The following is a 25,354-nucleotide window of genomic DNA, read 5'->3' as shown; positions in this document are numbered from 1 at the left end:
CCGGATCTCAGGCCGCTGCCGGGCCCGTCACCGTCCAACCGGGTGTCTGCGGGTGAGCCGTCAGGTCCTCGTGGCGGACCGGGTTGCCGCAGGCGGTGCAGGTGACGGCGGGGACCAGTTCGTTGCCGCAGATGTGCTCGATCACCATGGGGCGGTCGTCATCTTTTCGGAGATGACGGTCGCCCCACGCCATGAGGGTCATCAGGACCGGCTCCAGTTCGAGCCCTGCCTCCGTGGGCCGGTACTCGAAGCGTTGCGGGTGCTCGCTGTAGGTCCGCCGGGTCAGGATCCCGGCGTCGACGAGACGGCGCAGCCGGGTGGCCAGGACGTCGCGCGGGGCGCCGATGTTGCGGACCAGTTGGTCGAAGCGGCGATTGCCGAGGCACACCTCCCGCAGGACGAGCAGGGAGTACTTCTCGCCGACGAGCGCGAGGGCGTCGGCGATCGAGCAGGGGCGCGGGTCTTTGAGGGCGGCCATAGGACCTACTTTAGAGGAGGGTTTGCTTTTCCAACTGACAGGGTTAAGGTGAGTTTGGATTTCCTACTCACTGGTAGTTCTGGTCGTTCTTTGTGGCCATCCTGGAGGCCCGCATCATGCGTGACGCAGTGATCGTCGAAGCCGTACGCACCCCCGTGGGCAAGGGCAAGCCGAACGGCTCCCTCGCTCAGGTCCACCCCGTGGAACTCCTCTCGCACACCCTGCGCACTCTCGTCGAGCGCACCGGGATCGACCCGGCGGTCATCGACGACGTCATCGGCGGCACGGTCACCCAGGTCGGTGAGCAGGCCGTCAACATCACCCGGCAGGCCGTGCTGTCGGCGGGCTTCCCGGAGTCGGTGCCCGCGACCACCGTGGACCGGCAGTGCGGTTCGTCCCAGCAGGCTGTTCATTTCGCGGCGCAGGGCGTGATCTCCGGGGCGTACGACCTGGTCGTGGCCTGTGGAGTGGAGTCCATGGGGCGCGTGCCGATGGGGTCGAGCGTGCTGCCCGGCACGGATCCCTTCGGCCCCGGAGTCGCCGGACGCTACCCGGAGGGCCTCGTCCCGCAGGGCATCAGCGCCGAACTCATCGCCGCCAAGTGGTCGATGACACGCGACCAGTTGGACGCCTTCGCGGTCTCCTCGCACCAGAAGGCGGCCACCGCCTGGGACGCGGGACTCTTCGACGCCCAGGTGGCACCCCTGGCGGGCGCCTCGCGCGACGAGTGCGTACGGCCCGGCAGCACGCCCGAGATCCTGGGCGGCCTCAAGCCCGCCTTCTACGACCCGACGTACGCCGAGCGCTTCCCGCAGATCGAGTGGAACATCACCGCCGGCAACTCCAGCCCGATCAACGACGGAGCCTCCGCCGTCCTGATCACGTCCAGCGATACGGCGGCCCGTCTCGGCCTGCGCCCGCTGGCTCGGCTGCACAGCTTCGCCGTGACCGGCTCCGACCCGCTGCTCATGCTCACCGGCGTCATCCCGGCCACCGAGAAGGTGCTGCGCAGGGCCTCGCTCACCCTCGACGACATCGACCTGTTCGAGGTCAACGAGGCGTTCTCCAGTGTCGTTCTGGCCTGGCAGCAGGAGACGGGCGCGGATCTCGCCAAGGTGAACGTGCACGGCGGGGCCATCGCGATCGGCCATCCGCTCGGGGCGAGCGGGACCCGGTTGACGACCACACTGGTGCACGCGATGCGGGACCGCGGGGCGCGCTACGGGCTGCAGACGATGTGCGAGGCGGGCGGCCTCGCCAACGCGATGATCCTCGAAGCCGTCTGACGCGCCCGGTCGTTCAGACGCCCCGCAGGTGGTGGCGCTTGCGCCAGGCCACCACCGCGCCGCCCAGGGCCGGCAGGGCGATGCAGGCCATCGCGATCAGGAAGGCCGGCGACGTGGGGCTGGAGGCGCGGGCCCCGGCGACGACGTACGCAGCGGTGTTCGGGAGCGAACCGAGCGCCGTCGCGAGCAGGAACGGCATCCAGCGCATACGGGAGACTGCGGCGCAGTAGTTCACGCCCCAGAACGGCAGGCCCGGGAAGAGCCGTGCCGCCATCATCGAACGGAAGCCGTGCCTGCTGAGCTGGCCGTCCGCCGCCTTCAGCCACCGGCCCCGCAGCAGCGGGCGCAGGGCGTCCTGGCCCAGCACCCGTCCCAGGCCGAAGGAGATCGCGGCGCCGAGCACCGTGCCCGCGAGCGCCGAGGCGGTGCCCAGTTGGGAGCCGAACAGCGCGCCTGCCGCGAGGTTCAGCAGAGGGCGCGGCACGAACGCCACGCTGCACAGGCCGTACGCCGCCGCGAACACCAACGCGGCCATGGCGCCGCCGAGTTGGGGCGGCCAGCCGTCGGAGAGGAGTCTCTGCGGGTGGAAGAGCAGCACGGTCGACGCCGCCCCGGCGAGCAGGACGAGCAGCAGCGACAGCCGCGACCACGGTGAGAGCAGGGCTCTCGTGCAGCGCGCGGTGAAGCCGGTCGGGACGACGGGCGGCAGAGCCCCGACGGGCACAGCCGCGGGGACGGCCACGACTGCGGCGAGCTCCGCGCCAGTGATCTGCGCAGTGGCCTGGGGAGTGGCCGTTCGGGTGCCCCCAGAGGCGGTGGCGGCATCGGCGAGCATGTCGGCGACACTAACCGACCTGTGTATGTGATCGCCGTATGGTTCGTCTCATGAGCGTCACAGGTGCGGGCACCGCGCGGGTGCCGGGCAGCGTTCTCGCGGACACCGTGCTGGAGCGGCTCACCGCCACGTACGGCGCCGCGGCCGACCCGGAGCGGGCCGTGCCCATGCGGGCGTACATGAAGGACGTGGCGCCCTTCCTGGGCCTCACCACCCCCGTACGCAGGGCTTTGTCCCGCACGGTCCTGGAGGGCACACCCCGCCCCGACGAGGCCGACTGCACCGCGATCGCCCTGCGCTGCTGGGAACTGCCGGAGCGGGAGTACCAGTACTTCGCGGTGGACTACCTGCGCCGCCATGTGAGGCACTGCACGTCCGGCTTCCTGCCGGTCGCGCGCCATCTCGTCTCGACGGTCCCCTGGTGGGACACCGTCGACGCACTCGCCTCCCACGTAGTGGGAGGCCTGGTCTCCGCCGATCCGAAGCTGACGGCCGACATGGACGCGTGGATCGCGGACGACGACCTGTGGGTGGCCCGTACGGCCCTGCTCCACCAACTGCGCTACAAGGAGCGCACCGACACCGAACGCCTCTTCGCGTACTGCCTGCGCCAGTCCGGACACCCCGATTTCTTCATCCGCAAGGCCATCGGCTGGTGCCTGCGGGAGTACGCCTGGACGGACCCGGAGGCGGTACGGGGCTTCCTGGCCCGGGAGAAGGGGCGGTTCGCGCCGCTGTCGGTGCGCGAGGCGTTGAAGAACATCGGCGCCTGACGTCCCACGTACTGATAAATCGTTCGACGCAGGGCAAAGCGTCGGCAATGATCGGCCTCATGTTCCGGTACGCCTTCCACCTCGCAGCATCCGCGGTCGCGGATGCCCCGAAGGCTGCCGTTCCCACACTCGTCGCCGCAGTCGACGGCGCCCGAAGCTGACCCTCTCCGGATCGTCCGGCGGACCCCGCAGGGGGAGGGTCGGCGAGTCCTCGGGGTCCCGTTTTTCACCACTGGGCTTTTCACCTCTGGAGAGGCTTCGAGGTACCGCCATGTCCAAAACGGCATACGTCCGCACGAAACCGCATCTGAACATCGGCACCATGGGTCACGTCGACCACGGTAAGACCACCCTGACCGCCGCCATCACCAAGGTCCTTGCCGAGCGCGGCGCGTCCACCTTCGTACCGTTCGACCGGATCGACCGGGCGCCGGAGGAGGCCGCGCGCGGCATCACCATCAACATCGCGCACGTCGAGTACGAGACGGACACCCGGCACTACGCGCACGTGGACATGCCGGGCCACGCCGACTACGTCAAGAACATGGTCACCGGGGCCGCGCAGCTCGACGGGGCGATCCTCGTCGTCTCCGCGCTCGACGGGATCATGCCGCAGACCGCCGAACACGTGCTGCTCGCCCGGCAGGTGGGCGTCGACCACATCGTGGTCGCGCTCAACAAGGCCGACGCGGGCGATGACGAGCTCACCGACCTGGTCGAGCTGGAGGTCCGCGAACTGCTCACCGTGAACGGCTACGGCGGCGACTCCGTGCCCGTCGTACGGGTGTCCGGCCTCAAGGCCCTTGAGGGGGACCCCCGTTGGGAGGCGTCGATCGACGCGCTGCTCGACGCCGTGGACACGTATGTGCCCATGCCCGAGCGGTATCTCGACGCGCCGTTCCTGTTGCCGGTCGAGAACGTGCTCACGATCACCGGGCGCGGGACCGTCGTCACCGGTGCGATCGAGCGCGGCACGGTCCGGGTGGGCGACCGGATCGAAGTGCTCGGGGCCGCCGTCGACACGGTGGTCACCGGCCTGGAGACCTTCGGCAAGCCCATGGCGGAGGCGCAGGCCGGCGACAGCGTGGCGCTGTTGCTGCGCGGTGTCCCACGCGACGCGGTCCGTCGCGGGCACATCGTCGCGGCGCCCGGCAGCGTCGTACCCAGCCGCCGCTTCTCGGCGCAGGTGTACGTCCTGTCGGCCCGCGAGGGCGGCCGTACGACGGCGGTGTCGACCGGTTACCGGCCGCAGTTCTACATCCGTACCGCGGATGTGGTCGGTGACATCGACCTCGGCGAGACGGCGGTCGCGCGCCCCGGCGACACCGTCACGATGTCGGTCGAGCTGGGCCGTGAGGTCCCGCTGGAGCCGGGGCTCGGCTTCGCGATCCGCGAGGGCGGCCGGACGGTCGGGGCCGGGACGGTGACGGAGGTCGGCTGAGCGGGGTGGGTGCCCGTCCCTTCGGGGGCGGGCACCTTTTCCGTGTCCGGGCGCGCGATCTCGGCTGTCCGAAGCCGGGGGCGCGTACGCGTATCCGCGATTGTCAGTGCCGTGCGCAAGACTTGATCGCGGCGGCAGTTGTGGCGAGGGCGCGGGAAAGGTGGGAGCACCATGGCGGGCAAGGCACTTGTGCTGGGTGGCGGGGGCAGCAGTGGGATCGGCTGGATGGCGGGGGTGCTGTACGGGTTGGGTGAGGCCGGCGTCGATCTCTCCGACGCCGATGTCGTGATCGGCACATCGGCGGGTTCGGCCGTCGGGGCCCAGATGCGGGCGAGCACGCTCAAGGAGGTCTACGAGCGTCAACTCGCCGCACCCGAGGGCGAGATCGCCGCCCGACTCGGCAAGAGCCTGATGCTCCGCTTCGTGTGGGCGACCGTGTCCGCCCGGACTCCCGAGGCGTACGGGCGGAAGATCGGCCGGATGGCACTCGCCGCCAGGACACCCCCCGCGGCGGCCCGGCGCGCGGCGATCGAGACGCGGCTCGTGTCACCGGAGTGGCCCGAGCGCGCGTTGCGCCTCACCGCCGTCGACACGGTCACCGGTGAACTGCGGGTCTTCGACAAGGACAGCGGGGTGTCCCTGGGCGACGCCGTCGCCGCGAGCTGCGCGGTCCCCGGGGTGTGGCCCCCGGTCACCATCGAGGACCGCCGGTGGATCGACGGCGGCATCCACTCACCGGCCAACGCGCAGCTCGCCGAGGGCTACGACCAGGTCGTCGTCCTCGCTCCGATGACCCTCGGGGGCGGCCCCCTGGTATCGGCGGCGACCCAGGCCCGGCGCCTCACGGAGCAGGGCGCCCGCGCGGTCGTCGTCTCACCCTCCCCGGAAGCGAAACAGGCCTTCGGCCGCAATCTGCTCGACCCGTCGATACGGGCGGCCGCGGCGCGGGCGGGGCGGGAACAGGCGTCGGCGCATGTGGCGGAGGTGGGGGAGGTCTGGGGGTCCGGCCTGCCGGGGTGAACCCACCCCCACCCCACCACCCCGGCACAATGGGCCTGTGAACGAGCCACTACCCGTCAACGAGCCGATACCCGTGATCCGGGACGTCGATCACGGGGTCGCCAGACTCATGCCCGACGTGGACCGGGCGCGGGCCTGGCTGCTGACCGTCGACGGGGCGCCGCAGTCCTATGTGGACCTGGACGCGCCGACGCATCTGGAGTTCGAGTACACACGGCGGCTCGGGCATGTGCTGGACACGGTCGCGGAACCGGGCCGCCCGCTGGACGTGCTGCACCTGGGCGGTGGGGCCCTCACGCTGCCCCGGTATGTCGCGGCGACCCGGCCCGGCTCGCGGCAGGACGTGGTCGAGGCCGACCGGGGGCTGCTGGAACTGGTCACCGAGCACCTGCCCTTGCCGGACGGCGCCGGCGTCACCGTGCACGGAGCCGATGCCCGCGCCTGGGTGGAGGCGGCGCCGGACGGTTCGGCGGATGTGGTCGTCGCCGATGTCTTCGGCGGTTCACGGGTCCCGGCGCATCTCACCTCCGTGGCGTACGCCCGCGAGGCCGAACGGGTCCTGCGCGCCGACGGCGTCTACCTCGCCAACCTCGCGGACGCCGCGCCCTTCGCCTTCCTGCGGGCTCAACTCGCCACGTTCGGCACGGTGTTCCAGGAACTGGCGCTGATCGCGGAACCGGGCGTCCTGCGCGGACGCCGCTTCGGCAACACGGTGCTCGTCGCCGCGCACCACCCGATCGACGCGGCGGCGCTGACCCGGCTCGTGGCCTCCGACGTGTTCCCGGCCCGGCTCGAACACGGGCCCGCGCTCAGGGAGTTCATCGGCGGTGCGCGGCCGGTCCGTGACGAGGACGCCGTGCCGTCACCCGTGCCCCCGAACGGGGCATTCGGTATCGGCTGAGTCGGTCGAGCCGTCCAGCGCCTCCTGTGGTGTCGCCCCTGTGCGCCGCCGCAGGTTCCGCACCTCCGGCACACACAGCACCGCCCCCGTGACCACTGTGACCAGGACCGCGCACCCCCACAGCGCCGCCGTACGCCCGAAGGCCGACTCCGTCGGGCCCGCCGCCGCGGCGGCCAGCGGCACCAGCGCGATCGAGCCGAACCAGTCGTAGGCCGCGATCCGGGAGAGCTTCTCCTCGGGGATCTCCTGATGCAGGGCGGTCATCCACGACACCCCGAACACCTCCACCGTCGCACCCGCGACGAACATCACCGCGAACAGGACGCCGAGCGGCACCGGTACCGCGAGCGCGGCGGACGGGAGGGCCAGCGGGAAGATGCCGAGCATGCCCGCGAGGAGCAGGCGGCGGGGTTTCCAGCGGGTCATCAGCAGGGCGCCGGCCACCGTGCCCGCGCCGAACGCGGCCAGGGCCAGGCCCCACGGGCCCGCACCGCCGAGGCTGTCACGGGCGACGAGCGGGCCGTAGACCGCGTCCGCCGCGCCGACGACCGCGTTGGCGACGGAGAACGCCACGACAATGGACCACAGCCAGGGCCGGCCGATGAACTCCCGCCAGCCGTCCCGGAGATCGGCGAGCATGCCGCCGCCCGGCGCGCGTGGCGGGATGTGGCTCACGTCGAGGAAGGAGCGCAGCGCCCCGGCGACCGCGAACGCCGCCGCGTCGATCGCGAGCACCCAGCCGGGGCCGACCACGGCGACCAGCGCGCCGCCGAGAGCCGCGCCGCCCAGGGACGCGCCCTGCATCGCCATCCGGAACACGGCGAACGCCCGGCCCGCCTGTTCGCCGCTCACCGTGGACATCAGCATGCCCTCGGCCGCCGGGCCGAAGAACGCCTGGCCGGTGCCGCCCAGCGCGGTCAGCAGCATCATCTGCCACAGTCGGGGCTCGCCGGTCAGGACGAGCACCGCGAAGACCGCCTGCGACACACCGCTGAGGGCGTTGGCCGCGACCATCACGTGGTGCCGCGGCACCCGGTCCGCGATCGCACCGCTGATCAGCAGGAACACCACCAGCGGCAGCGTGCGCGAGGCGGCCACCAGACCCACGTCACCGCTGTCGCCGCCCGCGTCCAGCACCGCGAACGCGGAGGCGATCAGCGCGCCGTTGCCACCGAGTCCGGTCGCCACCGCGGCGGCGGTCAGCAGGGTGTAGTTGCGGCCCGCCCAGTCGGGCCGGTGCGGTCGACGGGAGGCGGGGGTGACGGTCACCGGCCGACTATCGCCGCCCGGGCCGCCGCCTGCCAAACAGTTTGCTGCCAGAATCCGGCCAAACGGACAACGGGCAAAGCCGGCGCGTCAGCTCGTGCTGCCCGTGGGGTCCCCGTGCAGCCGTACGGTGCTGAGGATCTTCTGCACCGTCGCGTCCGGGATCTCCTCGCTGACGCCCTTCGCGCCGTAGAGCGTCCAGGAGACGAAGTCGTCCGCCGAGTTCTTGAAGGCGAAGGTGGTCGCCTTGCCGTCGGAGGAGCACTTGCCGGACTTCGGGACGCCGGACGTGTAGGAGGTGGCGACGCTGCCGGCGACACCCGACTTCGTCGTGTACGACTTCGCCGCGCCGATCTTCAGGTACTTCTTGGACGATTCCTTCTGGTCCGTGTACCCACCGAACGCGAACGCCGCCGCGTCACCGCGCGCGGTGCTCGCCGTGTCCTTCGCGCCGTCCTCGCCCTTGGTGCCGCTGGACGCCAGCGACGAGGTCTCCGTGGTGCCGTCCTTGTCGTCGTCGGACTCGCACCAGTTCTGCTTCAGATAGGCGGGCGCCGAGAAGCCGATGTACGGGGAGCCGTCGCCCTTCACCTCGTCCTCGAAGAAGGTGAAGGTGCCCGGCTTGCCGACCTCCCAGTCGGCGGGGACGTCGAACGCGGTGCCGTACTTCTGGTTGACGACGACCTTCCAGCCCGCGATCGTCGCCTTCTCGGTCTCGTTGCCGCGCGGGTTGTCGTCCGAACCGGAGGAGGACTCACTCGGGTCCGCGGACGCCGACGGCGACCGGCTCGATGTGTCCTTGCCGCCGTCCGCCTTGTCGTCCTTGTTGCCGCCCAGGACCAGGAAACCGGTCACCCCCGCGGCTACGACGACGGCCGTGGCGGCGACGATCGCGACCAGCTTCGTCCGGTTCCCGCCACCCCCGCCCTGCGGCGGCTGCGGTCCGCCCGCCGGACCCGGAGCGCCCCAATGCGGTTGCTGCCCATAGGGATTGGGCTGCTGGTAGCCGGGCTGCTGATACGGATTCGGCTGTTGGTACCCCGGCTGCTGGTACGGGTTGTCCTGCGGGTTCTGCTCGCCCCCGGGCGGCTGCTGTCCTGGCCACATGGGCAGCAACCCTAGTGCGGCGCGGGACACGGTGGGGTCACCGCCCCTTGTCAGGGTCGTACCAAGTTGGTGGGGGTGATGTGTGTACGGCCGCACACATCTGGCCAGATTCGGCTACTCGTGGGTAACATCACCGTCATGAGCGCTGACCAGATGTCCATAGGCGAGTTGCTCGCCGCCACGGTGCCGATGGTTCGGACCCTGAACCTGGAGTACCTGGAGACCAGTCCGGAGCGCGCCGTGCTGGCGCTGCCGGACCAGAGCGAGTACCGCAACCACGTCGGCGGGCCGCACGCCGGTGCCATGTTCACCCTCGGGGAGTCCGCCAGCGGCGCGATCGTCCTCGCCGCCTTCGGCGACCAGCTCTCGCGGGCCGTGCCGCTCCCGGTCAACGCGGAGATCGCGTTCAAGAAGATCGCCCTCGGCCCGGTGAAGGCCACCGCGACCCTCGGCCGCCCCGCCGCCGACGTCGTCGCCGAACTCGACGCGGGCGAGCGCCCCGAGTTCCCGGTCACGGTCGCGATCCAGCGCGAGGACGGCGCCGTCACGGGCGAGATGACGGTCATCTGGACCCTCCGGCCGAACGGCTGACCATCGCCAACCAGAGGTGAATTGAGCAGAGTTGATACGAGGGCCCGGTCATCGCTTACGGCGTGACCGGGCCCTCGCGCGCGTGGAGTTCAGGCGGCGATCCGCTCGCCCTCGCTCGCGCCGGCCTCGCCGCTCCCGCTGCCTCCGCCGCTTTCGCCGTTCTCCAGTCCCGCCACGAACTCCTTGAGCCACGCGACGAATTCGGGTCCCAGATCCGAGCGGTCGCAGGCCAGCCGGACCACCGTGCGCAGGTAGTCGGCCTTGTCGCCGGTGTCGTAGCGCAGGCCCTTGAAGACGACTCCGTGGACCGTGCCGCCGGCGGCCAACTCCTGGAGGGCGTCGGTGAGTTGGATCTCGCCGCCGCGGCCGGGCGGGGTGCGCTCCAGGGTGGGGAAGATCGCCGGGTCGAGGACGTAGCGGCCGATGACGGCGTAGCGGCTCGGCGCGTCCTCGCGGGAGGGCTTCTCGACCAGGCCGGTGACCCGTACGACGCCGTCCTCGCCGGTCGGCTCCACGGCCGCGCAGCCGTACAAGTGGACTGATTCCTCAGGGACTTCCATGAGGGCGACCACGCTGCCGGCGTACCGCTCGCGGACCTCCAGCATCTGGCTGAGCAGGGTCTCGCGCGGGTCGATCAGGTCGTCGCCGAGAAGGACGGCGAAGGGCTGGTCGCCGACGTGATGGCGGGCGCACAGCACCGCGTGTCCGAGGCCGAGCGGGTCGCCCTGGCGGATGTGGTGGATGTCGGCGAGGCGTGCGGGGTCGCGTACGGCGTCCAGGCGCACGGTGTCGCCCTTGGCGGCCAGGGCCTGTTCCAGTTCGAAGGCGTGGTCGAAGTGGTCCTCGATGGCGCGCTTGTGCCGGCCGGTGACCATCAGGATGTCGTCGAGCCCGGCCGCGGCTGCCTCCTCCACGACGTACTGGATCGCGGGCTTGTCGACGACCGGGAGCATCTCCTTCGGGGTCGCCTTCGTCGCGGGCAGGAACCGCGTGCCGAGCCCGGCGGCCGGCACGACCGCCTTGCGGACCGTGGGGACGGGGGCGGGTGCGGGGGTGGCTGAAGAGTGGGGGGCGATCATGCGGCCCATGGTGGTCCACGGCGATGAGAGCATCCCGAGAGAAACGTCGGAGTTCCCTGTGTGCCTCCCTTAGTTCGCGGAGGAGTTGGAGATTTTGTGGAGACGCCTGTGGATACCCGCGGTAACCAATCTGAATTCATAGCGTTTTGAACATCGGTCACCTGAACTCCTTGTTTCCTGTCTGGCGCTTGTGCGAGTGTGAGCCACCTCATGAGGCCAGTCGTGAGAAGGCAATGGTCAGGGTCGTTTCTGACAGCTCATAGGTATGCACCAATCAAGCACCTGCTTTCCGATGGTCGGGCATTCGTGTGCCGTCCTGCGGCTTGGAAGGAAATGCTCCCGTGCAATCCCCCTACCCCCCACGCCCGCCGTTCCCGCCTCGCCCCGGATCGAGTCCGGGGGAGTCGGACCGCAATCTCGTGGCGCAACTCGGCGACAAAGCCGAGGGCACTCACGCCGTCGCCCTGTTGCTCGCGCGCCACTGGCAGGCGACAAGCGAATATGCGGTCATCTGTCTTGCGTCTGCCGAGAGTTCGGCGTCCATGGTGGCGGGTGCGGCCTTCCACCAGGTACTGGCCGGCCGTGCGCCCGGCGGCGCGCTACGTCCCCAACTCCTCGTTGCTGTAAGGGAGATGGCGAAGAAGTGGGCGGCGGAGGAGCGAATTGCCGCCCTGCTGCCGGAACTTCGTAAAACCACGGGCGCCCGAGGTCTACGCGCGGCGAGGTCCGGCACCTCCGAAAGGCGCAAGCTCGCGGAGCGCGCTTTCGGCGCGCTGTCCGGTGCCTCCCAATGCCTGCTGTGGCACACCGAGGTCGAGGCCGAACCCATATCCGTACCGGCCGGTCTGCTGGGCGTGGACGAGCTCACCGCGACCGCCGCGCTGGACCAGGCACGTGAACAATTCAGGGCGGGCTGCGTACGCGCCCACCTGGAACTCGCACCGACCTATGAATGCCGCCACTACAACCGACTCCTCGACGTTCCGATCCGCCGCGGCGGCAGCCTGTTGCCCGATGTGCAACGGCATCTCATGACGTGCCGCTACTGCCGTTTCGCGGCAGAGCAGTTGAGCCATTTCGAGGGCGGCCTCGAAGTGCTGCTCGCCGAGACCGTCCTCGGCTGGGGCGCTCGCCGCTACGTCGACTCACGGCCCGGCCGTGCGACCGCCGCCCGTACCGCCCGCCGTCCGATGGGCCGCCACCGTCCCGTACCGGAGGGTCGTCTCACCTTTCCGCGCAGGCATCCCAGGGTCACGCTCGTGGGCGTCGGCCTGACCTCCCTCGCCCTGCTCGCGACCGTCCTCGCCACCAAGGGCTGGAGCGAAGGGGGCAACACACCCGATCCGCACGTCACTTGGGGCGCGGCCAGCGGCAGTTCGACCCGCCCGAGCCCCGTCGGCGCGCCCTCGTCCGACGGTTCCGCCGCCTCCGCGTCGGCCGCCGGCACCGGCGGGGGAGTCGTCCAGCAGGGCGTGCTGCGCAGCCTCGCCTCGGGCCTGTGCCTCGACATTCCGGGCCGCGTGCGGTCCGGCGCCGCCGTCGCCCTCGCGGCCTGCTCGACCGCCGGCACCCAGCAGTGGTCGTACGACCAGGACGGTCTGCTGCGCAGCCTCACCGACCCGGGACTCTGCCTCGACGCCGACACCACCGCCGGCACGGTCACGCTGGCCGGCTGTCTGGTGCACGCGGGCGAGGTGCACTACGACCTGACGGTGAGCGGTGAGTTCCTGCTCCGCTGGAGCCAGGGGCTGGCCGTCGCTCCCGCGAGCGGAAAGGCCGGGGCGCGGCTCGTGGTGACGGACCGGGACGGGTCCGACAGGCAGCGGTGGGCGCTGGAATCCACCGCCGACGCGCGCGTGAAGCAGAGCGAACCGGGCGGAGCGGGGGAGGGGCCGGGGCAGGGTGACATGCCCGGAAGCGGCGATCCGAAGGCGCCCGTGCCACCCGAGGGCGCACCCCAGGGTGACGTACCGCCGCCTCCCACGGGCTCTCCGGAGGAGAACGGGCCGTCGCAGTACGCGCCCCGCGCCGCCCAGGTCGCCTGCTGCGACGAGCCCGCGCCGCAGCCCGAGCCCGCACCGTCCGTCCAGCCGGCCTCGGCCGCCGAGGCCGTTCAGCCGCTGGTGACGGTCGTGGCGGACGTCGTGGACACCGTCACCGGCCTCCTGCCGGTCCTGCGCTGAACCGCTGAATCGCTGAGAACCAGTGGGGGCCGCCGTGTAGGGGTGGCCCCGCACGCGCCGGCCCGGCGCAGGAAGTACGCACCCGGACCCATCCGCACGGGCGGCGGCTCCGAATCAGAGGAGAGGGACACGGAGCGGTGCCCTTGCTCGTCGCCCGACTGTGGCTGGGACGCTTCAGCCGGGCGACGAGAATCCACCCGACCACCGGGTCACGACCCGGTCGTACGCCTCCTCCGAGCGTCGTCGGCAGTGCATGCTCGCCCCCTGCCGATCGCACTGGTCACAACAAGCGGGGGCAGTACATGTCGGGCGTGGTAGGGGGATTCTCCGTCGACACGCGGTCAGCCGTCGGATCCGTGGTGAGCGGTCTTGGCGGCCTCGCCGGTTTCACCGCACCGACCTCGACGACGTCATCAGCTCTGGGGGCACACCTCGGGGCTGGTTCATTGAGCCGGACGACTAGGATCCGTTCGTGATCGCTGATCTTCAATGTGTGGTGCTGGACTGCTCGGATCCGGTGGAACTCGCCGAGTTCTACCGGGCGGTGCTCGGTGGGACGGTCAATCAGCAGGATCGGCGCTGGGCACTCGGCGACAACTGGGCGACGTTGCACACGCCCTCCGGTCTCGTTCTCGCGTTCCAGCGGTCAGCGGACTATCGGCCGCCTCAGTGGCCGGACCCCGCCCGTCCCCAGCAGTTCCACATGGACTTCGGCGTTGCGGACCTGGACCGAGCCCAAGAGCAGGTGCTGGCCATGGGGGCGACCGTATTGGACGACGACGGTTCCGATCGACGGAGCTGGCGTGTCTATGCCGATCCCGCAGGGCATCCGTTCTGCCTGGTCCGTCACTGAGGGCAGGTCACGGATCCAGTCGCGCCGGCGCGAGACCACTTTGCCGGAGTGTGACGGCGAGGGCTTCAACACCCGGCATGTCCAACGGAGTTGTCGGCCTTCCGCATGGCAGAGTGACCGGCCGTGGATGCGAAGGTATGGGTCGCTGTCGTCACCGCCGTGACCTCGATTGCGATCTTCGTGGGCGGGCAACTGTTCACCGGCCTCAAAGACAAGGCAACGCGCAGGTCGGCGGCAGTCGGCGAAGCGCGGAGCGCCGTGCGGGAGCTGATTCAGGCGGCCCTGGACGTGAAGCTGGCCCTCGCCATCTGGGAAACCCGATGGCGGGACAAGAGAACGATCGTGAGCGCGCTGGCGCGGTCCGTGGCCCAACTGCTGGCCGGTTTCGAAGAAGGTCGCGTCTACCGTGGCGTGGCCGAAGGTCTCGGGTCGGCACTCGCCTGGCGGCGCACCGCTGACGTCGCCGAAGAAGCCGTGCTGACAGGTCCTGCGTCCCGCATGGCGGCAGCCGCGGCGCGGATCGCCATGCTCAGCGACGTCGAACTACGGGAAGCCTCCACCGCCGTCACAGACGCGCTGGGCAGCCTCGTGGCCGCCTACTCCGAGAAGCCCAAGTCGGCCACGCGTGCCCGGGCCGATCGTGACGTCGACGAGGCGATCGGAAGGCTTGGGGACACCGCCCGCTCCTACAAGGGACGCCCACGCAACGGCTGATCAAAAGGGGCCGGAAGGGCGAGCGGTGCCACGAACTCGGCGCCCACCCCCGCTCCTACGCGAACGCCTCCGCACCCCACCGCAGCGCCGCCACCGTTCTTATGCCGGCCGTTGTTCTGCTCCAGGATCATCAGCGGGCGTCGGATCGACGGCAGATACTCCCCCCGCAGCTCACCCTTCGGTTCTTGTCGGCTCGCGGTCGATTCCTGTTCGGATCGTTGACACGAGTCAGTGCCGGTCATAGTTTTCCCGCCGCGCGAGTAGTGCCCGGCGGGTCGTCAACTCCGGTCCGCCACATGGTGTGTTCAGACACTGAACACACCCCCGGGGCACCGAGGCGCAGACGCGGTCCACGACGGCGTGGACCGCGCACCGAAGGACGAAGGAGTGACGGCTCATGACCGACACCGTGTCCCGGCGATCCGCCCTGCGTCTGCTGGGCGGTGCGATCGCGGTGGCCACCGCGGCCACCACCGGACTCGTCTCCCCGTCGTACGCGGACGACCGGGCCAGACCCGAGGCGGGGGCCGGCCCCCGAGTGGAAGGACTTCTGGCCCGGCTCACCCTCGACGAGAAGATCTCCCTCCTGCACGGCGCCACCGACCCGAACTCGCTCGGCCAGGCCGGCTACATCCCCGGAGTCCCGCGCCTGAAGATCCCGCCGCTACGGCTCACCGACGGACCGGCCGGCGTCCGCGTCACCGCACACGCCACCGCCCTCCCGGCACCCGTCCTGCTCGCCTCCGCCTTCGACCCCGAACTCGCCCGCCGCTACGGCCAGGTCGTCGGCCGCGAGGGACGCGCCCTCGGCCAGGACGTCCTGCTGTCCCCGATGGTGAACCTCATCCGCACCCCGTACGCGGGCCGCAACTTCGAGACCCTCAGCGAGGATCCGCTGCTCGCCGGTGACCTGGTCGCCGCCGAGATCAAGGGCATCCAGGGCGAGGGCCTCATCGCGACCGTCAAGCACTTCGCGATGAACAACCAGGAGAAGGACCGCGGTTCCATCGACGTGCGGGTCGACGAACAGACCATGCACGAGGTCGAGTTGCGCGGTTTCGAAGCGGCCGTCGGCGCCGGCACGGGTGCGGTGATGGGCGCCTACAACAAGGTCAACGGCACCTTCGCCTGCGAGAACAAGACCCTCCTCACCGACATCCTGCGCGGCCAATGGGGCTTCGACGGCTGGGTGATGACCGACTGGTTCGCCGCGCACAGCACCGTCGCCGCGATCACCGCCGGTCTCGACATGGAGATGCCGGACGGCACCTACTTCGGCACGCCCCTCAAGTCGGCCGTGCAGAACGGCAGTCTGCCCGAGCGGTACGTCGACCGCGCGGTGCGCCGGATCCTCGGCGTCATGGACCGGTTCGGACTCCTCGACGGCAGCGTGCCGCCGCGCCCCGCCCGCGATGCGAAGGCCGGCGCCGCCGTCGCCCTGGAGGTCGCCAAGGCGGGCGCGACCCTGCTCCGCAACGAACACCGCACCCTCCCGCTGACCGACGGCTCCATCGCGGTGATCGGCCCCACCGGCTCCCTGCCCTTCGTCAGCGGCGGGGGCAGCGCGCATGTCGTACCGGACCACGCGGACAGCCCGCTCGACGCGATCAGGGCACGGGCCGGCGCGCGGACCCGGGTGACGTACGCGCTCGGCGAGGACCTGTTCGGCAAGGCGATCCCGGCGTCCTCGCTCACGCCGGCCTTCGACAGCGAGGGGCAGCGGGTGGCGGCGGGCGGGACATGGTCGTACGACGGCTCGCTCACCGTCGCCGGGACCGACGAGTGGACCTTCGTACTCCACTTCTCCTCCGCGCCCACCGCCCGCCCCCAAGTCCTCCTCGACGGCGTGGAGTTGTTCCCCCTCGCGGCCGGATACGGCGAGTACTTCTCCGGCGGCCTGATCTCCGTCTCCCCCGACGGCCTCTCCGTCCGCCGCAAGACCCTCACCCTCGCCGCGGGTGCGCACACTCTCAAGATCACCGCTGCGGGCGGTGACGCGGGACTGCTGTTCCGGCTGCGGCGGATCACCGGGGAGACCCGCGGGCAGGACGTCGCCGAGGCGGTCGCGACGGCGCGCGCCGCCCGCCAGGTCGTCCTGTTCGGCTACGAGGACGCCACCGAGGGGCTCGACCGCACCACCCTCGAACTCCCGGGAAACCAGGGCGACTTGATCGGCGCGGTCACGGCGGCGAACCCGCGCACCACCGTCGTCCTCAACACCTCGTCCTCGACCTCGATGCCGTGGCTGGCCCGCACCGGCGCGGTCCTCCAGATGTACTACCCGGGCCAGGAGGGCGCAGCCGCCACCGCCGCCGTCCTGTTCGGGGACTCCGACCCGGGCGGCCGCCTCACCCAGTCCTTCCCGGTCGACGACGCCCACCACCCGGTCGCCGGGGACCCGCTCCGCTACCCCGGTGTGAACGGCACCGAGGAGTACTCGGAAGGCATCCACGTCGGCTACCGCTGGTACGACGCGGAGGGCGTCCGGCCGCTCTACCCCTTCGGGCACGGACTGTCGTACACCTCCTTCTCCTACGAGGACGCGTCGGCGCGGTGGAACGGGCACGGGCTGGAGGTGACCTTCACGGTCCGCAACGCCGGGCGACGGGCCGGGGTGGCCGTGCCTCAGGTGTACGTCGGCCGCTCACCTGACCTGCAACTCGACCAGGCTGTCCGGGTGTTGGGCGCCTATCGGCGGCTCGCGCTGCGCGGCGGGGAGCGGCGGCGGGTCACTGTGCGGGTGGACGCGCGGACCTTGTCGTCGTGGGATGTGCGGCGGCATGCGTGGGTGCTGGGGACGGGGCGGCGGGCCGTGTGGGTCGGGGCCTCGGCGGGGGATCTGCGGGTGCGGACGAGTGCGGAGGTGAAGCGGTGACATAGGGAGTACCGTGCCTGGTCATCGGCCTTGCCGAGGGGATCGGTGGGGTCGGTGACCGGGCGGGGGCCGGGAACCGTCCATCGGGGACGGAACGGCGATCCGCAAGGTAAGGTAAGCCTTACTTAACTTGGTGGAATCGTTGGTGGAGTGCCCTCGGCATTCCCCTGGAGGCCCTTATGGCGGACAACCCCAGCGCCCTGACACTCGATCGGGTGCGGCTCGGTGCGGGTGGGCCGCTCGCGCGGGTGCGCGTGGCGGACGGGCGGATCACCCACGTCGTGCCGGCAGCGGACGCGGGCGCCGAGTCCGGCGGTGAGCGGCAACTCGACCTCGGCGGGCGGGTGTTGCTGCCGGGCCTGTGGGACGCGCACGTCCACCTCGCGGAGTGGGCGAGCGCCCGGCACCGGCTGGACCTGGCCGGTACCGCCTCCGCGCAGGCGGTCGCCGAGCTCGTCCGGGAGCGCGCCGGAGCATCCGACGGCACGGTGTTCTACGGGTACGGGTTCCGGGACGGGCTGTGGGCCGACGCCCCGCACAAGCGGCTGCTGGACGCGGTGCTGCCCGATCGGCCGGTCGCCCTGGTCAGCGCCGATCTGCATGCCTCGTGGCTCAACTCCGCCTGTCTCGCCCTCGTCGGCCGGGGCGACCACCCCACCGGTCTGATCAGGGAACACGAGGCCCACGAGGTCCTGTCGGCCCTGCCCGCGGCGCCGGACGAGGTGGTCGACGGGTGGATCGAGGAGGCCTGCCGGGCCGCCGCCGCGCGCGGGGTCAGCGGTGTCATCGACTTCCAGTTCGGCGACACGGTCGCGGACTGGGAACGGCGTTCGGCCCAATTCCGGCCCGCCGTACGGGTGTCGGCCGCGGTGTATCCGAGTTACCTGGACGCCGCGATCAAACGCGGGCTGCGGACGGGGGACGTCGTCGGCGCGGAGGGTGGGCTGGTTCAGGTGGGCCCGCTCAAGCTCTTCACGGACGGTTCGCTCAACACGCGTACCGCCCTGTGTCGCGACCCCTACCCGGGACTTGAGGACACGGACGGCGCCCACGGCATCGAGGAGACGGCACCCGACGAGCTCGTACGGCTCATGCGGCACGCCGCCGCGCACGGTGTCGAGCCCGCGGTGCACGCCATCGGCGACCGTGCCAACACCGTTGCCCTGGACGCCTTCGAGGCGGTGCGCTGCCGTGGCCGGATCGAGCACGCGCAGTTGCTGAGTCCTCAAGACCTGCCGAGATTCGCGCAGTTGGGCGTGGTGGCGGGAGTGCAGCCCCGGCACGCGACGGACGACCGGGACGTGGCGGACCGGCACTGGGCCGGACGCACCGGACGCGCCTTCGCCTACGGTGACCTGCTCGCCGCCGGCGCACGGCTGGAGTTCGGTTCCGACGCCCCGGTGTCGCCGCTCGACCCCTGGCTCGCCATCGCGTCCGCCGTCAGCCGCACCGACGACGAGCGCCCCGCCTGGCATCCGGAGCAACGACTGTCCGTACCGGACGCGTTGGTCGCGGCGGCCCGCGGACGCCGGCTCGTCAGGGTCGGCGATCCGGCCGACCTGGTGGTCGTCGACGCGGATCCCCTGGACGCCGACCCGGACACCCTGCGCGCGATGCCCGTGCACGCCACGATGACGAACGGCCGCTGGACGCATGGGACTTACTGAGTCGGTCGCGTGCCCTCCGTTCCCCACGACCCTCGACGACCGGTGAGAGGCCGCTGCGTATGCCGTCATCCGACATGGTCCCGTACGTCATGCCCGGCCCCGCCGCGCTGCCCCCGGACCGGACGGGCTGGGCGATCGACCCGTGCCGCGCGGCGCTGGTGGTCCTGAACGTCCAGAACCACTTCCTGCACGTGCTGCGGGAGTCCTCCGCGCCGGTCGGTGAACTCCTCGCGGGAGTGGGGCGGTTGACGGAGTCGGCGCGGGCGGCGGGCATCCCCGTCCTGTACACCCTCAAGACCGCTGAGCGGGAACCGGACGGTCGCGAGACCAGCTTCGGGCATCCCCGCCTGCCCGGCGGCGAGGACTCCCGTGACGTCGTGGACGCGATCCGGCCGCAGGTCGGCGACAGCGTGCTGGTGGCGAAGCGGTTCAGCGCCTTCGCCGGCACCCGGCTGCGGCGCAGACTCGCGGAGTTGGGGCGCGACCAGCCCGTGATCGTCGGCGTGTTCGCCCGCACCCAGGTCCTGCTGACGGCCGCCGACGCGTGGATGCAGGACATGGAGCCCTTCGTCGTCGCCGACGCGGTGGCCGACCGGGCACACGAAGACCACCGGATGGCCATGGACTGGATCGCGGCGACCTGCGGAGCGGTCAGAACCGTGCGGGGCGTGGCGGACGTGTTCGGCGGGCCCGGACCCCGGCACCGCGGGGAGAGCCGCCCCTCAACGCCGTTGATGTGACCGGGGTTTGGCCGGCGGCGACCGGCAAGCACAGAAAGAACGCCGGCAAGCACAGAAAGAACCCCGGGCCCGGAAGGGACCGTACCCTCCGGGCCCGGGGAGTCATGTGGGGCGTCAGGCAGGCAGTTTCGCCGCCTGCACCGACCGATGGATCTCCTCCGCCCGCACCGCGACCGTCGACAGCAGCGTGCTGGTCAGCCCGTGCGTGTGCTCGGTGCCGCCCTGGAGGTAGAGGCCCGCGGTGACTTCGGGGACCGTCTCGACCCGGTGGTCGCGGCCCACGCGGACCTCGTCGCCGTCGTCCCTCAGGCAGAGCTTCGCCGCCTCGCCGAGCAGTGAACTCAGGTCGCGGGGACGGTAACCGGTGGCGAGCACCAGCACATCCGCGGACAGCACCTGCTTCTCGCCGGTGGGCAGGAACTCCACGGCGATGTCGAGACCGCCGTCCGACGCGGGGTCGACGGCGCGGATCCGGGAGACGTTGAGGAAGCGCAGCCGTTCCCGTCCGGCCACCTTCTCCCGGTACGCGGTGGCGTACAGGGCCTCGATCAACTCCATGTCGACCACTGAGTAGTTGGTCGAGCGGTGGTAGTCGATGAGCGACTGCTTGACCTCGGACGGGGCCGAGAAGTAGACGTCCACCGCCTCCGGGTCGAAGATGCGGTTCGCGAACGGGCTGTCGTCGGCCGGGGTGTAGCCGTATTTGGCGAACACCGAGCACACCTCGGCGTCCGGGAAGGTGCGGTGCAGATAGTCCACCGCCTCGGCGGCGCTCTGTCCGGCGCCGAGCACCACGGCCCGCTGCACGGGCTTGCCCTCGTCGGCGAGTCGGGTCGCGCGGGGGATCAACTCGCTGTTGTGCCAGATGCGTTCGGCCAGTTCGAGCCCCGGCGGCACATGCGGCTCGAGTCCCATCGCGACGCTGATGTTGCGCGCCCGGCGGGTGATCGTCGTACCGGAACCCGAAGGGTCGTGGCTGGTGACGTCGAAGTAGGCGATCTCACCGTCGTCGCCGCGCACCGGGTCGACGGCGACGACCTCGCTGCCGTAGGAGACCAGATGGGAGACCCGCTCGGCCGCCCACTCGAAGTACTCGTGGAACTCCACGCGCAGCGGGAACAGGGTCTTCTGGTTCAGGAAGTCGATCAGTCTGCCCTGCTCGCGCAGGAAGCAGAGGAAGCTGTAGTCGCTGGTCGGATTCCGCAGCGTGACCAGGTCTTTGAGGAACGACACCTGCATCGTGGCGTCGTCGATCAGCATGCCCCGGTGCCAGCCGAACCGCGGCTGGCGTTCCAGGAACAGGGCGTTGAGACGGCTGTCTGCCGGAAGGCTCTTGTTGTGCTCCTCAACCGCTATGGACAGAGCGAGATTTGACGGACCGAATCCGATTCCGAGTATGTCGTGGACCACTTCGGAATCCAGTAGCGGTGACTTCACCGTGGCATCGCCTCCCTCAGGCAGCCCAATGCTAGATAAGGTAAGGCTTACCTTGCAATGAGTCGTTGAAGGGAAGGACCGTCATGCGGGTCGTCATGCTCGGCTATCAGACCTGGGGTCACCGCACGCTGCAGGCGTTGCTGGACTCCGACCACGAGGTCGTTCTCGTCGTCACCCACCCGAAAAGTGAGCATGCCTACGAGAAGATCTGGGACGACAGCGTCGCCGAACTCGCCGAGAAAAACGACGTCCCCGTCCTGCTGCGCAACCGCCCCGACGACGCCGAACTCCTCGACGCAGTACGGGAGGCACGGCCGGACATCATCGTCGCCAACAACTGGCGGACCTGGCTGCCGCCGGAGCTGTTCGACCTCCCGCCGCACGGCACCCTCAACGTCCACGACTCGCTGCTGCCGTCGTACGCGGGCTTCTCGCCGATCATCTGGGCGCTCCTGAACGACGAGCCGCGCGTCGGCGTCACCGCGCACCGCATGAACGGCGAACTCGACGCCGGGGACGTCCTGATCCAGCGCTCGGTGCCGGTCGGGCCCACCGACACGGCGACCGACCTGTTCCACCGCACCGTCGACCTCATCGCGCCCATCGTGCGCGAGTCGCTCGACCTCATCGCCTCCGGGCGGGACGCCGGCCAGTGGGTGCCGCAGGACCGCAGCCGCGCCAGCTTCTTCCACAAGCGCTCGGCCGAGGACAGCCGTATCGACTGGAGTTGGCCCGCGGAACGCCTGGAGCGCCTCGTACGGGCCCAGTCGGACCCGTATCCGAACGCGTACGCCTTCCACCGCGGCGAGCGGCTGAGGATTGTCTCCGCGGCCGTCTCGGAGGGACGCTACGGCGGCACCCCGGGCCGGATCTTCATCCGCGAGGGCGACGGCGTGGTCATCGTGGCGGGCCCGCAGGCCCATACCGGGCGCGAACGTGGGCTGTTGGTCCGCCGGGTGCGCACGGACGACGGCACGGAGCACGCGGCCGGCGACTACTTCCGCACCATGGGCGGGTACTTGACGTCCCGGCCCTGAAAATCCCCCTGGACGAACTGGCCCCCGCCCCTCACCGGCGGGGGCCTCAGTGGGTCGTGACGGCGTCCTCGGCCCGGGAGTTGCCGTCGTGGTGATGCCGCCCCAGCGGTATCACCAACGGCGTGCCGCTGACCGGATCGGGCGTGATCCGGCAGCGCAGGTCGAAGACGTCCTCGACCGTGGCCTCGGTGACGACATCGGCGGGCGCGCCCTCGGCGACGATCCGGCCGCCCTTCATGGCGATGACGTGATCGGCGTACCGGCAGGCCTGGTTGAGGTCGTGCAGCACCATCACGATCGTGCGGCCCTCGCGCCGGTTGAGGTCCGTGATCAGGTCGAGCACGTCGATCTGGTGGGCGAGGTCGAGATAGGTCGTCGGCTCGTCGAGGAGCAGCACCGGGGTGCCCTGCGCAACTGCCATGGCGATCCAGGCGCGTTGCCGCTGGCCGCCGGAGAGTTCGTCGACCGGGCGCTCGGCGAGGTCGGTGAGGCTGGTTGCCTCAAGGGCCGCGTGCACGGCCTCCTCGTCGGCCGCCGACCACTGTCGCCACCAGGTCTGGTGCGGGGAACGGCCCCGGCCCACCAGGTCGAGGACGGTCAGCCCCTCCGGTGCCACCGGCGTCTGCGGCAAGATGCCCAGTTTGCGGGCGAGTTCACGGGTGGGGACGGACCGCAGCGCGACGCCGTCCAGCTCCACCACGCCCTGGCGCGGGGCCAGCAGCCGGGCGAGCGCCCGCAACAGGGTCGATTTCCCGCAGGCGTTGGCGCCGACGATGGCCGTGATCCGGCCGGTCGGCACGGTCAGGTCCAGGTTCTCGACCACCGGCCGCCCGTCGTAGGCGAGATGAAGATCGCGTGCCCGCAACTCCGGCCCGGACGCCGGTGATTCGGACGTCCGCGGGGCACGCGGGTCAGTGGTCGACATGCGATCAGCCTCCAGAGCCCGCGCGGTTGACGCGGATGAGCAGCCACAGCAGGACCGGCGCGCCGAGGGCGCCGGTGACGATCCCGACCGGCAGTTCCGTCCCCGGGATCGCCTCGCGGGCGAGGAGATCGGAGCCGAGGACGACGAACGCGCCGGTGAGACCGGAGACGAGCGGGGGCGGCGACGAGGTGCCCGCCAGCCGCTGGGCGATCTGCGGACAGGCCAGCGCGACGAACGCCACCGGTCCGGCGGCCGCCGTACCGAAGGCGACCAGGCCCACCCCGGCCAACAGCAGGGCCAGCCGCACCGGTTGGACGGGTGTGCCGAGCCCGGCGGCCACGTCGTCGCCGAGCATGAGCGTGCGCATCCAGCGGCCCATGCCCAGCGTGACCGGCAGCAGGACGGCCAGGGCGATGGCCAGGGAGTCCACCTGGCTCCAGGTCCGGCCGTTGAGGTTGCCGACCAGCCAGCCCAGCGCCGCCTCCGCCTGGAACCGACTGCCGCGCGCCACAAGGAAGTTGGTGGCGCTGGAGCAGATCCAGGACACCCCGATGCCGACGAGGATGATGCGGTACCCGGTGGCTCCGCCCTTCCACGCCAGCGCGTACACGAGCAGCGCCGTGGCCAGCGCGCCGAGCAACCCCAGCGTGGACAGCCCGAGTCCGCCGGTCCAGCCCAGAACGACCGCCGCCACCACGGCAGTTCCGGCGCCCTCGGTGAGCCCGATCATGTCGGGGCTGGCCAGCGGATTGCGGGTCATCGTCTGGAACACCGCCCCGGACACCCCGAACGCGATGCCGACCAGCAGGCCGACCAGGGCGCGTGGCAGCCGTAGATTCTGGACGACGATGACCGTGCCCGCGTCGCCCGAACCCCACAGGGCCCTGATGACATCCGTGAAGGCCACCGGGTAGTCGCCGATGGTCAGACCCCAGCAGAACAGCAGGAACGCGCCGAGCGCGACACCGACTCCCGTGAGCAGCAGGCGTGGACGCAGCACGCCGGACACCGGAGGGACGGCCAGCCGGAACGGCCGGTTGCCCAGGACGGCGGGGGACGGTGGTGCGGGCACGCTCATACCTCCGCGAGCTTCCGGCGGCGGACCAGGACGATGAAGAACGGGCCGCCGAGGAAGGCGACGAGGACACCGGCCTGGATCTCGGTCGGGCGGTCCACCATCCGGCCCAGGATGTCGGCGGACAGCAGCAGAACGGGCGCGAGCGCGGCGGACAGCGGCAGCAGCCACCGGTAGTCGGGGCCGATCCCGGCGTACTGCGCGAGGACCCGCGCGATGTGCGGGACGACCAGACCGAGGAAGACCACCGGACCGATGACGGCGACCGACGCGCCGGTCAACAGCACGACGGCGGTGACCCCTTGGAGGCGGACCAGACCGAGCCGCCGTCCCAGGGAGGCGGCCACGTCGTCGCCGAGGGCCATGCTGTTGAGGGCGGGCGCGAGGGACAGGGCCAACACGGCGCCCACGGCGAGGAAGGGCAGGATGCGCATCAGCTCGCCGGAGTCCTGATCGGCGAGGGTGCCGGCCGACCAGAAGCGGTAGCGGTCCAGCGCGTCCTGGTCGGTCAGCACGACGGCGCTGGTGAACGACTGGAGCAGCGAGGTGACGGCGACCCCGGCGAGCGCCAGTTTCACCGGGGTGGCCCCGGACCCGCCCAGCCGCCCCAGGAAGAAGACCACGACACTCGCGACGAGCGCCCCGCCGAACGCGAACCACACATAGCCGTACAGCGAGACGACCCCGAACACCCCGACCGCCATGACGATGGCGAAGGACGCTCCGGCGCTCACCCCGAGGATGCCCGGGTCCGCGAGCGGATTGCGGGTCAGGGCCTGCATCAGTGCGCCGGACAGGCCGAGTGCCGCGCCGGTCGTCAGGCCGAGCAGGGTGCGGGGCACGCGCACCGACCAGATGACGTTGTCGACGAGGCGGCTGGGCGGATGGCCGAGCACCGAGCGCACCACTTGGTCGAGCGGGACGCTGAGCGCGCCCAGGGCGACCGACAGCAGGGACAGCAGGACGAGGAGGGCGACGACCAGTGTCACCAGCACCGTGGTGCGAAGCCTTCTGCCTGAAGCCACGTGCCGGTCTCCATGTCGTCTTCCGGGTCATCTTCCGTGCTCTGGA

Annotated in this window: 22 protein-coding genes; 13 read left to right on the top strand and 9 right to left on the bottom strand. The window is 71.0% G+C overall.

Annotated features, from left to right (window positions below):
- Positions 1–7: 7 nt before the first annotated feature.
- A complete protein-coding gene (locus OG223_RS10020; RefSeq protein ID WP_329245412.1) occupies positions 8–478 on the bottom strand; it encodes a winged helix-turn-helix transcriptional regulator in 471 nt (156 codons plus the stop codon).
- A 116-nt stretch (positions 479–594) separates the two neighbouring features.
- Here OG223_RS10020 and OG223_RS10015 point away from each other — a divergent pair, with 116 nt between their 5' ends.
- Positions 595–1,764, top strand: a complete 1,170-nt coding sequence (locus OG223_RS10015; protein WP_329245409.1) for a thiolase family protein — start codon at positions 595–597, stop codon at positions 1,762–1,764.
- 13 nt (positions 1,765–1,777) lie between these two features.
- Here the strand turns inward: OG223_RS10015 and OG223_RS10010 are convergent, their stop codons facing one another.
- Positions 1,778–2,599 carry a TVP38/TMEM64 family protein gene (locus OG223_RS10010; RefSeq protein WP_329245406.1) on the bottom strand — a complete coding sequence of 274 codons (822 nt, stop codon included), beginning with the start codon at positions 2,597–2,599 and terminating at the stop codon, positions 1,778–1,780.
- A 50-nt stretch (positions 2,600–2,649) separates the two neighbouring features.
- Between OG223_RS10010 and OG223_RS10005 the strand changes: the two genes are divergently transcribed.
- From OG223_RS10005 to OG223_RS09990, 4 genes are all read left to right on the top strand, one after another.
- Positions 2,650–3,372 (top strand): DNA alkylation repair protein, encoded by a 723-nt coding sequence (locus OG223_RS10005; RefSeq protein WP_329245403.1) that lies wholly within the window; start codon positions 2,650–2,652, stop codon positions 3,370–3,372.
- A gap of 271 nt (positions 3,373–3,643) precedes the next feature.
- A complete protein-coding gene (gene tuf / locus OG223_RS10000; protein WP_329245400.1) occupies positions 3,644–4,813 on the top strand; it encodes an elongation factor Tu in 1,170 nt (389 codons plus the stop codon).
- A gap of 171 nt (positions 4,814–4,984) precedes the next feature.
- Complete coding sequence (locus tag OG223_RS09995) at positions 4,985–5,833, top strand: patatin-like phospholipase family protein (protein WP_329245397.1); 849 nt, start codon at positions 4,985–4,987, stop codon at positions 5,831–5,833.
- Between the two features lie 109 nt (positions 5,834–5,942).
- Positions 5,943–6,734: a spermidine synthase gene (locus tag OG223_RS09990; protein ID WP_329265222.1), complete on the top strand. Its 792-nt coding sequence runs from the start codon at positions 5,943–5,945 to the stop codon at positions 6,732–6,734.
- Here the strand turns inward: OG223_RS09990 and OG223_RS09985 are convergent.
- Both OG223_RS09985 and OG223_RS09980 read right to left on the bottom strand, forming a co-directional pair.
- On the bottom strand, positions 6,696–8,003 hold the full coding sequence (locus OG223_RS09985; protein ID WP_329245393.1) for an MFS transporter: 1,308 nt from the start codon (positions 8,001–8,003) through the stop codon (positions 6,696–6,698). The genes OG223_RS09990 and OG223_RS09985 overlap by 39 nt on opposite strands.
- An 87-nt stretch (positions 8,004–8,090) precedes the next feature.
- A complete protein-coding gene (locus OG223_RS09980; RefSeq protein ID WP_329245390.1) occupies positions 8,091–9,107 on the bottom strand; it encodes a hypothetical protein in 1,017 nt (338 codons plus the stop codon).
- Between the two features lie 153 nt (positions 9,108–9,260).
- On the opposite strand from OG223_RS09980, the gene OG223_RS09975 reads away from it, so the two are divergent.
- On the top strand, positions 9,261–9,698 hold the full coding sequence (locus OG223_RS09975) for a DUF4442 domain-containing protein (RefSeq protein WP_327407361.1): 438 nt from the start codon (positions 9,261–9,263) through the stop codon (positions 9,696–9,698).
- An 89-nt stretch (positions 9,699–9,787) separates the two neighbouring features.
- Here the strand turns inward: OG223_RS09975 and galU are convergent, their stop codons facing one another.
- Complete coding sequence (galU, locus tag OG223_RS09970; RefSeq protein ID WP_329245388.1) at positions 9,788–10,777, bottom strand: UTP--glucose-1-phosphate uridylyltransferase GalU; 990 nt, start codon at positions 10,775–10,777, stop codon at positions 9,788–9,790.
- 341 nt (positions 10,778–11,118) lie between these two features.
- Here galU and OG223_RS09965 point away from each other — a divergent pair, with 341 nt between their 5' ends.
- The 6 genes from OG223_RS09965 to OG223_RS09940 all read left to right on the top strand — a co-directional run bounded on the left by OG223_RS09965 (position 11,119) and on the right by OG223_RS09940 (position 19,809).
- The gene (locus OG223_RS09965) at positions 11,119–12,960 is read left to right on the top strand and encodes an RICIN domain-containing protein (RefSeq protein WP_443073704.1); all 1,842 of its coding nucleotides are present in this window, start codon (positions 11,119–11,121) and stop codon (positions 12,958–12,960) included.
- Positions 12,961–13,432: 472 nt separating this feature from the next.
- Positions 13,433–13,813: a VOC family protein gene (locus tag OG223_RS09960; RefSeq protein ID WP_329245385.1), complete on the top strand. Its 381-nt coding sequence runs from the start codon at positions 13,433–13,435 to the stop codon at positions 13,811–13,813.
- A 123-nt stretch (positions 13,814–13,936) separates the two neighbouring features.
- Positions 13,937–14,527 carry a hypothetical protein gene (locus OG223_RS09955; protein WP_329245382.1) on the top strand — a complete coding sequence of 197 codons (591 nt, stop codon included), beginning with the start codon at positions 13,937–13,939 and terminating at the stop codon, positions 14,525–14,527.
- A 397-nt stretch (positions 14,528–14,924) separates the two neighbouring features.
- Positions 14,925–17,402: a beta-glucosidase family protein gene (locus OG223_RS09950; RefSeq protein ID WP_329245380.1), complete on the top strand. Its 2,478-nt coding sequence runs from the start codon at positions 14,925–14,927 to the stop codon at positions 17,400–17,402.
- A 179-nt stretch (positions 17,403–17,581) separates the two neighbouring features.
- Complete coding sequence (locus OG223_RS09945) at positions 17,582–19,069, top strand: amidohydrolase (RefSeq protein WP_329245377.1); 1,488 nt, start codon at positions 17,582–17,584, stop codon at positions 19,067–19,069.
- A 59-nt stretch (positions 19,070–19,128) separates the two neighbouring features.
- The gene (locus OG223_RS09940) at positions 19,129–19,809 is read left to right on the top strand and encodes an isochorismatase family protein (protein ID WP_329245372.1); all 681 of its coding nucleotides are present in this window, start codon (positions 19,129–19,131) and stop codon (positions 19,807–19,809) included.
- 114 nt (positions 19,810–19,923) lie between these two features.
- Here OG223_RS09940 and OG223_RS09935 read toward each other — a convergent pair whose 3' ends face one another.
- On the bottom strand, positions 19,924–21,246 hold the full coding sequence (locus OG223_RS09935; protein ID WP_329245370.1) for a lysine N(6)-hydroxylase/L-ornithine N(5)-oxygenase family protein: 1,323 nt from the start codon (positions 21,244–21,246) through the stop codon (positions 19,924–19,926).
- Between the two features lie 83 nt (positions 21,247–21,329).
- On the opposite strand from OG223_RS09935, the gene OG223_RS09930 reads away from it, so the two are divergent.
- Complete coding sequence (locus OG223_RS09930; RefSeq protein WP_329245368.1) at positions 21,330–22,283, top strand: methionyl-tRNA formyltransferase; 954 nt, start codon at positions 21,330–21,332, stop codon at positions 22,281–22,283.
- Positions 22,284–22,329: 46 nt separating this feature from the next.
- Here OG223_RS09930 and OG223_RS09925 read toward each other — a convergent pair whose 3' ends face one another.
- The 3 genes from OG223_RS09925 to OG223_RS09915 are packed head-to-tail and all read right to left on the bottom strand — an operon-like array spanning position 22,330 to position 25,308.
- A complete protein-coding gene (locus OG223_RS09925) occupies positions 22,330–23,208 on the bottom strand; it encodes an ABC transporter ATP-binding protein (protein WP_329245365.1) in 879 nt (292 codons plus the stop codon).
- A 4-nt stretch (positions 23,209–23,212) separates the two neighbouring features.
- The gene (locus tag OG223_RS09920) at positions 23,213–24,286 is read right to left on the bottom strand and encodes a FecCD family ABC transporter permease (RefSeq protein ID WP_329245362.1); all 1,074 of its coding nucleotides are present in this window, start codon (positions 24,284–24,286) and stop codon (positions 23,213–23,215) included.
- Positions 24,283–25,308, bottom strand: coding sequence for a FecCD family ABC transporter permease (locus OG223_RS09915; RefSeq protein WP_329245358.1), 1,026 nt, complete (start codon positions 25,306–25,308; stop codon positions 24,283–24,285). Before OG223_RS09915 ends, OG223_RS09920 begins: the two co-directional genes overlap by 4 nt.
- Positions 25,309–25,354 lie beyond the last annotated feature (46 nt).

It is taken from the genome of Streptomyces sp. NBC_01478 (assembly GCF_036227225.1).
In the GTDB taxonomy this organism is placed as follows: Bacteria; Actinomycetota; Actinomycetes; order Streptomycetales; family Streptomycetaceae; genus Streptomyces.
Note: the sequence above shows the minus strand (reverse complement) of the source record. Positions and strands in the feature narration are given on the sequence as shown.